9 protein-coding genes are annotated in these 11,945 nt (G+C 48.3%); 6 read left to right on the top strand and 3 right to left on the bottom strand.

Going from position 1 to position 11,945, the window contains the following annotated elements:
- On the top strand, positions 1 to 101 hold a 101-nt coding region (locus ACG2F4_RS13510; protein ID WP_395261408.1), incomplete at its 5' end, for a 2Fe-2S iron-sulfur cluster-binding protein.
- 180 nt (positions 102 to 281) lie between these two features.
- Here ACG2F4_RS13510 and ACG2F4_RS13505 read toward each other — a convergent pair.
- Positions 282 to 1,379 (bottom strand): ROK family protein, encoded by a 1,098-nt coding sequence (locus ACG2F4_RS13505; RefSeq protein ID WP_395261407.1) that lies wholly within the window; start codon positions 1,377 to 1,379, stop codon positions 282 to 284.
- 516 nt (positions 1,380 to 1,895) lie between these two features.
- Between ACG2F4_RS13505 and ACG2F4_RS13500 the strand changes: the two genes are divergently transcribed.
- The 5 genes from ACG2F4_RS13500 (at position 1,896) to ACG2F4_RS13480 (ending at position 8,993) form a co-directional block, all read left to right on the top strand.
- Positions 1,896 to 3,851 carry a M1 family metallopeptidase gene (locus tag ACG2F4_RS13500; protein WP_395261406.1) on the top strand — a complete coding sequence of 652 codons (1,956 nt, stop codon included), beginning with the start codon at positions 1,896 to 1,898 and terminating at the stop codon, positions 3,849 to 3,851.
- Positions 3,852 to 4,088: 237 nt separating this feature from the next.
- On the top strand, positions 4,089 to 4,430 hold the full coding sequence (locus ACG2F4_RS13495) for a hypothetical protein (protein ID WP_395261405.1): 342 nt from the start codon (positions 4,089 to 4,091) through the stop codon (positions 4,428 to 4,430).
- On the top strand, positions 4,376 to 6,310 hold the full coding sequence (locus ACG2F4_RS13490; RefSeq protein ID WP_395261404.1) for a sigma 54-interacting transcriptional regulator: 1,935 nt from the start codon (positions 4,376 to 4,378) through the stop codon (positions 6,308 to 6,310). The genes ACG2F4_RS13495 and ACG2F4_RS13490 overlap by 55 nt, the downstream gene beginning before the upstream one ends.
- A gap of 561 nt (positions 6,311 to 6,871) precedes the next feature.
- The gene (locus ACG2F4_RS13485) at positions 6,872 to 8,290 is read left to right on the top strand and encodes a selenium-binding family protein (protein WP_395261403.1); all 1,419 of its coding nucleotides are present in this window, start codon (positions 6,872 to 6,874) and stop codon (positions 8,288 to 8,290) included.
- A gap of 10 nt (positions 8,291 to 8,300) precedes the next feature.
- Positions 8,301 to 8,993: a hypothetical protein gene (locus ACG2F4_RS13480; RefSeq protein ID WP_395261402.1), complete on the top strand. Its 693-nt coding sequence runs from the start codon at positions 8,301 to 8,303 to the stop codon at positions 8,991 to 8,993.
- A 665-nt stretch (positions 8,994 to 9,658) separates the two neighbouring features.
- Here the strand turns inward: ACG2F4_RS13480 and ACG2F4_RS13475 are convergent.
- Together ACG2F4_RS13475 and ACG2F4_RS13470 are read right to left on the bottom strand one after the other, a co-directional pair.
- The gene (locus tag ACG2F4_RS13475; protein WP_395261401.1) at positions 9,659 to 10,744 is read right to left on the bottom strand and encodes a nucleoside hydrolase; all 1,086 of its coding nucleotides are present in this window, start codon (positions 10,742 to 10,744) and stop codon (positions 9,659 to 9,661) included.
- 73 nt (positions 10,745 to 10,817) lie between these two features.
- Complete coding sequence (locus tag ACG2F4_RS13470; RefSeq protein ID WP_395261400.1) at positions 10,818 to 11,810, bottom strand: nucleoside hydrolase; 993 nt, start codon at positions 11,808 to 11,810, stop codon at positions 10,818 to 10,820.
- Positions 11,811 to 11,945 lie beyond the last annotated feature (135 nt).

Genomic DNA, 11,945 nt, shown 5'->3' with positions numbered 1-11,945 from the left:
CTTCAGACGAAGAAATCAAGTCCGCAATGAATGGCAACTTGTGCCGCTGCGGTACCTACCTGAGAATTCGAAAAGCTATCAAAACAGCCGCAAACTCCTGACTTTGTGTAGCCGGTATTCTTCACGACAATTAATTTAAATTTCTTGTAGAGGGCTTTGCCAAAAAACCTCAATTTCTCGTTCTGAGGAAGTTGTACTCCCGTTAAAAGGTCACCAAGGTCGGTGGTACAACTACCTCCCAACAAAATAGCAGGTTCTGCAAGGGTCTCTTGGAAAAAGGGCTAAAGCTGACTCAGCGCGTAGGCGTAGGCTCCCAATGCGGTGGCCCTGCTGGTTCCGAGCCGGGTTACGCCTGCGGCCAGGCGTTTATCGGGCACGTAGGGGACTTCTTGATCAGAGTAGGGGACCGTCACATGCCTGCTTTTATACTTGTAGAACTCTTTGGCGGATTTCGGACTCTCCAGGTTGTATATACTCGAGACCAGGCGCGATATTTTCTTCCCGTTTTCATCTTCTATGCTCCCGTTCATATGGTCGATCGCTTTCGGCAGGAACAGCTCATGAGCCCCGCAGATGCCGCCGCCCAGCACAATAATGCTGTCAACAAGCGTGACGGCATTGGCCAGCGCCTCACCAAGTACCACCGCCATCTCCTCGAAAGCCTTGACGGCAGCCTCCTTGTCGCCCGGCTTTTCGCCCCTGGCGATCTGGTAGATTTCACGCACGGTCATCTTTTCGTCGGTCCCGGAGGAAGCACGCTTCTCGTACGATCGCTGTACCGCCCGGATGCTTACCCCCTCCTCGGCAAAAAGCGCGCTGTTTCGATAGTTTCGGCTAAGCCAAATCTCCCCTGCTGCAGAATTATCTCCAAGGCACAACTGGTTGTTCATAACTATGCCACCCCCAAAACCGGTACCGATGGTGACTCCGAAAAGATTTTTGTACTGCCTGGGGATCCCGTTTTCCCTGAGCCTGCTATTCACTTCCGGCAGCAGTCCCCCCATCGCTTCGCCATAGGTGAACAGGTTCCCGTCATTGTTGATAAACACGGGCAGGCCAAACTTCTCCTCCAGCATGGGGCCCAGAGCAACGCCTCCCCGGTAACCAGGCATGTTCGGCAGGTCTCCGATCACCCCGGAGGGATAGTCGGCAGGACCGGGAAATGCGAAACTGATCGCATCTGCCGAACGCCCGGTTTTGGATTCCACCTCCTGGAATCCCCGGACCATATTTTTCAGGGAACGATCCAGATTATCGCCGTTGGCCGGTAATGTCACCGGCTCCAAAATCTCTTTTCCCGCCTGGAGCGCTGAAAACACAAAATTTGTCCCGCCGGCATCTAACGTCATTACTGTTCGGGTATCACTAAAAATATCCATAAACCTGATCTCTTAATTTAAATTGAACCGTGCCCCAAACAACCTGGGCAGCACCGCAAGTTGCCGGCCGTTACCGGGCTTTCTTCCCGGACTTCATTGACAGTCCCGTCGGGCAACCTGTGAATCGGCTCCTCATAACACGGGAATATGAGAAAATGATCTAATTTTTCGAACTGTTTTCTGTAATTTACTTTAATTATTTAATTCAGCATCTATTTCCCCGTATCTTCAAGCGGTCTGCCGGGAACTTTCAGAACCATGTACCCCGTTTTGGCAACACTATTGGCAGGGGTATACCGGTCGGAAATCAACAGCGTTTCTACGATAATACCGGAATAGCCTGCCTGATTTAACACCAAGCGTTCAATTTCCCGGTAACAGCGACGTTGATATCACGAATATCTCTTGAACAAATCCGTTAAATTTTGAACCTTCTCCCCGTCAAAATATGACATGCCAGAGAGCATTTAATTATAAACCGTCAGCAACAACCATTTAATAGTAAAAGCACCTGCAATGAAATTAAACATATCATTTATCTCCCTTCTTATAGGACTGTTCCTAACCACCTCCGCAAGGGCACAACAAGAGAACCCAAATGTGCAGGAAGCGTTCCTGCCTTACCATACGGGTGAAAGCACCATCTACCGCAGTGCCAGCGGTGCCCCGGGCGAAGCATACTGGCAGAACAGTGCCGATTACAATCTCGATGTCATCCTTCATCCGGAAGATCACCGGGTAGAGTCGACGGTTGAGATCCAGTACACCAATAACAGTCCCGATGCGCTGGAGTCGCTCTGGATACAGCTGGATCAAAACCTGTTTGCGAAGGACTCTTGGGGAACCAGGCTCACCCCGCATACCGGCTCGCGCTTTGGAAACCGGGGGTTTGACGGGGGCGTCCAGATCAAAAACATCCGGGTAACCCACAACGGCGAGATCTACGAACCCAAACGGCACCTGGTGGACACCAACATGAAGCTGCACCTGAGAGAGGCCCTGGCAGCTGAAGGGGGACAGGTATCGATACAAATCGACTTTGAATTTCGTATCCCGGAGTACGGTTCTGACCGCATGGGGCGACTCAACACGCAAAACGGCTGGATCTATCAGCTGGCGCAGTGGTATCCGCGGATGGCCGTATATGATGACATGGAGGGCTGGAACATCCGCCCCTACCTGGGAGCCGGAGAGTTTTACATGGATTTCGGAACGTTTGACTACACCATTACGGCCCCTTCCGAATTTGTGGTAGTTGGCTCCGGGGACCTGCTAAACAAGGAGGAGGTGCTGACCAAAGAGCAGCAGGAACGCTGGCAAAAAGCCCAGCAAAGCGACGAACGGGTCTTTATTATCCGTGAGGATGAGGTGGGCACGGAAGCATCCCGACCCAACACAGGGGGCACGCTCACCTGGCATTACCGGATTGAAGATGCTCGGGATATCGCCTGGGCCGCCTCCAAAGCATTTATCTGGGACGCCGCTCGCATAAACCTGCCGGGGGAAGATCAGTCGCTGGCGATGTCGGTTTACCCGGTTGAAAGTGCGGGCGACTCCGCCTGGGGGCGCTCCACCGAGTATGTGAAAGGATCCGTTGAGTATTACTCCGAGAAATGGCTTGAATATCCCTATCCACTGGCTATAAATGTTGCCGGTACAGTAGGCGGCATGGAATACCCGAGTATCATGTTTTGCAGCTGGGAGGCCACCGGAAGTGCACTCTGGGGCGTCACCGACCACGAATTCGGGCATATTTGGTTCCCGATGATTGTGGGTTCCAACGAACGGGAATATGCCTGGATGGACGAAGGCCTCAATACCTTTATGAATGGCTACAGCACCATGAATTTCAACGATGGGGAATATGGCGGACATCGCATCAGCATTCGGGGCATTACCAACTGGATGAACAGCCCGGCCCATGAACCGATCATGACGCACCCCGACCAGATACAGGAGGGAAACCTCGGTTACGTAGCCTACTTTAAACCGGCCGTGGGGCTCCGTATACTTCGCGAGACCGTTATCGGTCCTGAACTTTTTGATGAGGCGTTTAAAGAGTATATCGACCGCTGGGCCTATAAACATCCCACTCATGACGATTTCTTCAATACCATGGAAGACGTAACGGGCCGCGAGCTGGACTGGTTCTGGAGAGGCTGGTTCGAAAAAACCTGGAATATGGATCAGGCGGTGGATTCTGTCAACTATGTGGACGGAGAAGCTTCAAACGGAGCGCTTATCAGCATCAGCAACAGGGACAAGCTGGTTATGCCGGTCATCATGCAGGTGACACTGGCCGATGGTTCCACGCAGCGGGTGGAGCTGCCGGTACATGTTTGGCACCGCGGCAATACGTGGACGGCAAAGCTGGATACCAAACAGGAGATCACCCGTGTGGAGATCGATCCCGACAGGGAACTGCCTGACATCGATCCGTCGAATAACCTATGGATCGGCGGGGAAGAATGATCCGGATTATTCGTAAGGGGGCTTTGAAAACCCCGGGGTTTTGTTCAAGGCTAAAGCCTGAGCGGATTCGAAACCGCAGTTTATATCTCATAAATGAGGAGTTCGAATCCGCGAAAATGCCGGAATTGAGCAAAACAACGGTTTTGCAAAGTCCTCTCGTAAGTAGAGTGGAGTAGATCATCAACCGCGTGTCAGTATTGTTTATCCCCCCAAACCTGTGTGGAAACAGGGTGGGGGATGCGGGACAGGTATGGATACGGGATCGCTTTTATTGAGTATGTAGGCATTGGCAAGCGACTAATTTCCAAAACCGCGTTCCCCTTTTTTACCGGTCGCTTTTGTATCGAGGCCAAACAGGTTTCCACCGGGCAAAGGCAGAGAGCCCAAACACCACCAACAGTTAATGAAATTGGTAATATTCAAAAAAATGTGCGTGATGAATTTGACCTGAGTTGGAAAGTGCAGTACCTTCCCGGAGTAGCCACCTGCAAGATCCACAAAAACAAACACTTGTGGTTAATAAAATGGGCAATAAAGAACAATATGATGCCCCACCTTTCGAGGAACATCAAGCGCTAAGGACTATACTGCAAGGAACGGCTGCTCACACAGGCAACGCTTTTTTCAGGAAGCTCGTCAAACACCTTGCGGAGGCGCTGCACACAGAAAGTGCCTGGATAACGGAGTATAAAGAAAAGGGACAAAAATTACGTGCCCTTGCCTTCTGGATGGGTGATCGGTTTATCGAGGGATATGAATATGATGTTCCGGGAACCCCCTGTGAAATCGTATTGGGAAAGAAAGAGATGCTGCATGTCCCAAAAAATGTTGTTAACCTTTTCCCGGACGATCCCGATTTACAGAAATACAACGCGATGAGCTACCTGGGAGCCCCCCTGCTCGACCTTGACGGTAACACCCTTGGGAACCTTGCAGTTATGGACACGCGAGAAATGCCGGAAAAGTATCGCGATGTTGCACTGTTCAAGATCTTTGCTGATCGCGGGGCTTCGGAGCTGCGCCGGATTAAGGCCGAGCAGCGCCTGAGAGAACGAGAAGGGCAGCTCAGCCGCCTTTTCGACAGTGCCATGGACGCCATTATTGAGATCACGTCCGACCTCACGGTTACCCAGGCCAACCGGGCGGCACTGGAACTGTTCGAGGATAAAAATAACGATACCATGCTGGGAGAATCCTTTGAGCGATACCTGCTGGCAGAATCCGGGCACAAACTGAGAAATCTGCTGAAGGGCCTTCGCGATCGACCCATGGGGCAGCGTTATCTCTGGATTCCCGGGGGACTAAAAGCTGTGGGGAAAAAAGGGAATTCATTCCAGTTTGAGGCTACCCTGTCCTGCTATGAACACAACAGAAATACCTATTTTAATCTGATTCTGAGAAACATCACAGATCGCATAAAAGCCGAGAAGAGAATTAATACCCTGTCGGCCGAGTCGGAATATTTGCGGGAGGAGCTCGATCTCATCCACAACTCTGACGAAATAATCGGGCGGAGTCCCTGCATGCTGAAAGTGTTCGACGAAATCGACCAGGTGGCCGGTACCAATGCAACGGTCCTTATCTCCGGGGAAACCGGCACCGGCAAAGAGCTTGTGGCCCGGGCGATCCACGCAAAGAGCACAAGAAGTGACAAACCGCTGATCAAGGTGAATTGTGCGACCATCCCGGAAACATTAATCGAAAGTGAATTTTTTGGTCACGAAGAAGGGGCCTTTACCGGTGCTACGGGACAGCGTAAAGGGCGCTTTGCCCTGGCCGACGGCGGGACGATATTTTTAGATGAGATCGGTGAACTGCCCAAGTCCCTGCAACCGAAACTGCTCCGGGTACTCCAGGAGGGCGAATTTGAACCGGTGGGCTCCTCCCAGACGCAAAAAGTGAATGTGCGGGTCATCGCCGCGACCAATCGCGATCTGAAAAAGATGATCCAGGAGGGTGGCTTTCGTGCCGATCTATACTATCGTCTCAATGTGTTTCCGATTACAATTCCTCCTCTCAGGGAGCGTGGCGATGATATCCTGTTACTGGCTGAAGCATTCACAGAGCGATTTTCAAAACAGTTCGGTCGCAGGATGAAACCGTTGACGCCGGGTGACAAAAATCACCTTCGGTCGTACGACTGGCCGGGCAATGTCCGCGAGCTGCAAAATATTATAGAACGGGCAGTGATAACCTCACCGGATGATACGCTTAACCTTCCCAGTGTACTTACCGGTGCTTTACGCACGGATCAATCGAATTCCTCTCATGCGGCCAACGGTCGGATACTCACGGCCGAAGAACTGCTGCAGGAAGAACGCCGGAACATGATCCGGGCGCTAAAAGCAACAGACTGGAAAGTAGCCGGCAAAGGTGGTGCCGCCGAGCTGATTGGCGTTCCCCCCTCCACGTTCAGCTCGCGGATGAAGGCGCTCAATATTAAACGGCCCTCCGACTAGTCCCAAATTTAAAATGTGTTTTGGATTAGGTTGCCAAAATAGTTAGTAAGAAAGCCAAATTTTTAGATCTGCCAAGCTATAACACAGAGAATATCGGAGCAGGCACAGAGTTTCACAGAGGGATTCTTCTTTGTGGTTCTCAGTGTATTCTCTGCGTAACTTTTTTATAGGGGGGCTTTGAAATACCCGTCGGATGGCTGTTTTTGCCGTCCCGACAGCAGTCGGGATCTGTGAGAGCGTTTAAACCGGTCCGACCGCAAATACAGCGGTTGGGCCGGGAGGTTTTGCAAAGGTCTCTAATAGTTTTTTCCAAAAGGGCGTTATTGGCAAAACTCCTATCCACCAGTTGAGATCCCCCTTTTTGTTCATCTTCAGGTAATATTTTTACGAAATTTAGTTACGACATTTCGTAAATAACGATATTTCACTATCCCCTACCCAACAGAATAAAACCCGTAACACACTGCTAGTCAACAGGTTATAAAAACCTTCCTTTTTTGGCACGATTCGTGAATAAATGATTATGCCTATATAAACCACAACTAAAAAAGGATAACTGTCATGGCAAAATGGAAACCTGATGAAACGTTTTACACCTCGCCGCAAATGGCGATGGAAGCACCGGATGAAGAAATAGCCTATGTCGCTATTTTCAATCCGGAGGGGGAAGGTGAAAAAGACGCTATTGGCGTCGTAGATGTTGATCCCAAATCTAAAACCTATGGTAAGCTCATTAGTAAAGTGGAGCTGCCCGAATCGGATAACGAACTGCACCATTTCGGATGGAATGCATGCAGCTCTCACCTCTGCGGGTACGCGCCACACGCTCACGCAGAACGTCGCTACCTGATTGTACCGGGCATCGCATCGTCGCGCATCCATATCATCGATACCAAGCCGGACCCGCGTAATCCCAAGCTGATCAAGACCATTGAAGCAGAAACCATCAGGGAGAAAGCCGGGTATTCCGCGCCCCACACTGTGCACTGCGGGCCTAATGGTATTTATATAAATGCGCTGGGCTCCGCAGAGGGTGACGGGCCGGGCGGCATCTTTATGCTCGATCATGAGACGTTCGAGGTCCTCGGACCGTGGGAGCGAAACCGGGGCGACCAATACCTCTCGTATGACTTTTGGTGGCACCTCGGATACGATACCATGCTTACCAGCGAGTGGGGCACGCCCAACATGGTATCCAGGGGAGTTGACCCCGAGCTGCTGCTGAACGGCAAATACGGGCACTCTCTCCACGTCTGGGATTTGCGCACCCATGATCATTTGCAAACGCTGGATCTTGGCGCTGAGCATCAGATGGTGCTGGAGCTCCGCCCGGCCCATAATCCCCAAAAAGCCTATGGATTTGCCGGGGTGGTGCTCTCGCTTGAAGACCTCTCCGCGTCGATCTTCCTGTGGTACCGCGAGGGGCACAACGGGAAAGCCGAGTGGAAGACGAAAAAGGTCATTACGATACCTGCCGAGCCCGCTGAGGCGGAAGATCTTCCGCCGCTGCTGCAGGGGTTTGGAGCCGTACCGCCACTGGTCACAGATATCAACCTGTCGCTCGACGACCGCTACCTCTACGTATCCTGCTGGGGTACGGGAGAGTTGCGCCAGTATGATGTCAGTGATCCTTTCAACCCGGAGTTTACGGACTCACTGCATATTGGCGGTATTGTCCGTCGCACTCCACATCCTGCGACTCCTGATGTGCCACGAAACGGCGCCCCGCAGATGGTGGAAATCAGCCGTGACGGCCGGCGTATTTATCTGACCAACTCGCTTTATTCCCCCTGGGATGCCCAGTTCTACCCCGATGGCATCAAGGGCTGGATGAGCAAAATCAATGCGAAGCCCAATAAGGGTGAAATGAAATTCGACGAGTCCTTCTTCCTGGAGTTTGAAGGAGTTCGGCCTCACCAGGTCCGGCTCCAGGGTGGAGACACCTCTTCGGATTCATTCTGTTATTCCAATAAAAACTAATCCCGACATCATGTTTGCTGAACTGATATTCACGTTTGTCATGCTCCTGCTGCTGGGGATCTTTCACGGGATCAACCCGGGCATGGGATGGCTGTTCGCCGTGAGTCTGGGGTTACAGGAACAACGCAGGGCGGCCGTATGGTCGGCCCTGCTTCCCCTGGCTCTTGGCCATGCGTTGGCCATCGGTGTAACACTGCTGCTGGTCGGTATTATAGGGCTGGTGATTCCTTTTGAAATCCTGAAGTGGATTGTCGCCGCCATACTGATCGTATTCGGTGTTTATAAGCTGATTCGCAATCGCCACCCCCGTTATGGGGGCATGCAGGTTAACTTTCGCCAGCTTACCACCTGGTCATTTTTGATGGCTTCTGCTCACGGTGCCGGCCTGATGGTCCTGCCGTTTCTTTTTGGCGGGATGGACGCTGAGCCCGGAATGTCATCATCCCACATGGATCATCAAACAGGGGCGATGGTGGACCATGCCAGTCATGCCAGCGTTTTGTCCAACCTGCCAACCGATCCGATGATTGGCATTCTTGTCATACTGGCCCACACGGTAGGATATCTGCTGATAATGGGACTTATAGCTGTTATCGTCTATGAAAAGTTGGGGCTCAGGCTCCTCAAATCGGCCTGGTTTAATATCGACCTGGTCTGGGCAGGTGCCTTGATTTTGAGTGGAGTGCTTGTTCCCCTGATTTAGCTGTTAGCCCGCATTTTTTCATATCAGTAACGTCAACCTCGGGAGGGCACAGTTTCTTATTTGCGAACTGGTTATCAGTTATTTGCTATCCCTACAACTGACTTATTGCCAGTGATTCAACAGGATTGTTTTAGTTCACACTGAAAGAACATCCAATGCCGGGAAAAAGGTTTCGTGACCTTTTGAGCCAAATGACTGATACCCAGCACTTTGTTTGTATCCCCACCAGAAAGGAAATATTTGCATTTCAACACACTAAAAGTAGGTTTAAATCATTTCAACTACGAAACACGGCAATCTTAAAAAATTCTAAATGCATCTTTTTGTAAGAAATGTTGGACACTTGCTGGACAAGTCTGTAATGTCTACTATGCAAGATTGATTAGGAATTCCACTCTGACCCAATCAAGGGCCAGAGAGATATTTAGGGGATATGGGAATAAATCTTCATATGCTTTCTCGACCTAATAATTATTATAAGTTAACCCGTTTACCAGTTAAAGCAACAAACTGTAGATTATAAGCAAAGTGGAAAAATAACACACCGATTAATCCACTCATCAAGAGGGGAGGCAACTTGTCCCCTCCTCGGGAGGGGAGCCAGGGGTGGGTCAGCAATACGTTACCCCTTGTTCAAAATCGTTTAAACGTAACCGGTAAACGCGTTATAAGTTACTATTTTCAATCATCGGATTTTTCATCGTTTTAAAATAATCGCTCATAATTTCATATATATGGAAATTTTCCCACACAGTAATTTTTCTTTCATTATCAGGTCTTTCCACCCATTGATTATCAATTAATATAGGAGATGGTATTTCTTTTGAGTCACCCCAGTCTGGGTTCTTAACTATTGCTACAGCAGCCATATCAAATAAAGGTCTCGAAGGTGGGTCTCCATCCATCTTATAATTTTGAAATAAGTTCACAGAATAATCTCCGAAGTTACTAAATTTCCCACCGTGGCGTCCCTCAATTGGATCAGAAATATTAGGCCCTTTATCAGGCATTCTATGTATTATTTGACCCTTTGTCACTTTAACGGCGGAAGTTCCGGAGGGCTTCCCATAGCGTACAGTTACCATCTCAAAAGGAATATCCGAATTGAGTAGGTAGTTCATAGCTGTAGTATCGGAGACTTGATTATGCTCGCCAGGTTCAGGATAGTTTGATCCAAGCCAAACTAGACGTGCTTTTGATGCGATGGCAGGTTCTTTTTTTAATGCCAAAGCTACATTGGTTAGCTTACCCACAGCTAAAATAATGAGTTCATTTTCTTCATCGGCCATGGCCCGCTCAATAATAAAGTTGACCGCAGAGGAACCTTCAAAATTTGGTTGATTCACTTGATCTTCTATTTCTGGAAAGGTACTGTCAGCCCCCTCTTTTAAAGGGATATTCTGATATGACTTGGAGAGCTTCAATATTCGTTGAGCCTCTATGTAATCTAATTTTACATCCGGTTCTTTTGTTGAATTGACAGTTACTCCTTCTACATCGAATATGTGCTGATTAAATAAGAGATAGGCCAATGCATGCTGATCATCTATTTCATTATTCGTATCTGTATCAAATAAGATTCGCTTCTTTTGTTGCTTCTGAGATACCTGATCCATTTGCTGAGTTTTATCATTAGTTGAACTACAACTGCAAAAAAATAAAGTAAGCAATGCAACAGCGCTTATAGCACCTATCTTTCTGAAAGAGATTTTTTGACGAAAACCATACTTAATTGAATTATTTAATTTCATAATCTAATATTTTATGCATGTTTTATTACTATTATTAATTCTGAAAACATTTTAAAAGGTTTTGATTTCTACCTTATTCAGGTTGGTGCATCATTAACTGATCAATAAGATTTTGCATATAGTCTACCGATTTCTTTTCAACCATATAAAAATGCCCTGATCCCGAGTAATCCCATTTATTCTCTCCATTCGAATCCACCGTATTTCTACCAGGTACCAGCGAATAATAAGGCTCTGCTCCTCTTACCGCTACCAGCACGGCTGTCTGATCCCAACTCATTCGGCCATCTTTATCTTGTGGTTGTTGAGGGATGCTAACCACATAGGCTTCTTTTACCGGACTATCTTGGATATCCTCATTATTGATTAGGGGTATACCAGTCTTTATTTTCTCTCCAATTTTGAATCCGCTAAAAATGATTTCAGTCGGCCAATGTTCTAATACGTAGTCCGTTGAGGCTACATCCATGACTATATTGTGTTCTTCACCACTAGGATACTCACCTGCCATACTTACTAATTTCTCAACTTTTCTAGAGACCAGCTCATGGCCAGATAATTTGGAATAGCTATCGGGTTCAGAAACCAGCAATTTGGCCATATTAGTTAAAAATCCAACGGTTACTATAGTTACACTCTGATCGGGTTGAGTACTTAAAATTCGTCTGTAAAGCTCCACCGCACCAGGTACCTCCGCATTCGATTGAATATCATGAGGAAATTTTTTCACTAGTACTCGACCCCATCCACGTCTGTCAATTCGTTCAACTGCTATGCCTTTAGGTATACCAACTGGCATATCAGGATGATCAAAATAGGTGTTGATCACATCAAAAATCTGAGCCTTTTCCGGTTGCCGGTTACTTGCGATGGTAGCCAGTAAATTCACCTCTCCGCTGTCGGCTAAAGCATGCAATACAGCAAGAGCTCCCACATCATCATAATCCGGTCCCATGTCGGAGTCATAAATAATGGAACCTGAATTTTGTTTAATTTGAGCGTTAGTTGTAAAAGATAGAAAACTCAGAAGGAGTACAAATGGAGCAATCTTTAATAACTTAGGCATTTACTTATTTTGGTTTTAAAGGTTAAAAAGAACAATCGATTGTTCTTTTTAAATAAATAAAGAGGCATTATCAAACAGACCTAGTGATTTATTTTGCACAATCGATTGTTCGATAAGTATTTTACTGATATTTTG

The organism is Halalkalibaculum sp. DA3122 (assembly GCF_043951865.1).
GTDB lineage: Bacteria > Bacteroidota > Rhodothermia > Balneolales > Balneolaceae > JAMQKA01.
Note: the sequence above shows the minus strand (reverse complement) of the source record. Positions and strands in the feature narration are given on the sequence as shown.

Bases quoted from the DNA above. Each gene is read 5' to 3' on its own strand.
- ACG2F4_RS13480 (WP_395261402.1), top strand. From the start codon at position 8,301: ATGTTTGCTGAACTGATATTCACGTTTGTCATGCTCCTGCTGCTGGGG.
- ACG2F4_RS13495 (WP_395261405.1), top strand. From the start codon at position 4,089: ATGCGGGACAGGTATGGATACGGGATCGCTTTTATTGAGTATGTAGGC.
- ACG2F4_RS13475 (WP_395261401.1), bottom strand. From the start codon at position 10,744: ATGAAATTAAATAATTCAATTAAGTATGGTTTTCGTCAAAAAATCTCT.
- ACG2F4_RS13485 (WP_395261403.1), top strand. From the start codon at position 6,872: ATGGCAAAATGGAAACCTGATGAAACGTTTTACACCTCGCCGCAAATG.
- ACG2F4_RS13505 (WP_395261407.1), bottom strand. From the start codon at position 1,379: ATGGATATTTTTAGTGATACCCGAACAGTAATGACGTTAGATGCCGGC.
- ACG2F4_RS13490 (WP_395261404.1), top strand. From the start codon at position 4,376: ATGGGCAATAAAGAACAATATGATGCCCCACCTTTCGAGGAACATCAA.
- ACG2F4_RS13470 (WP_395261400.1), bottom strand. From the start codon at position 11,810: ATGCCTAAGTTATTAAAGATTGCTCCATTTGTACTCCTTCTGAGTTTT.
- ACG2F4_RS13500 (WP_395261406.1), top strand. From the start codon at position 1,896: ATGAAATTAAACATATCATTTATCTCCCTTCTTATAGGACTGTTCCTA.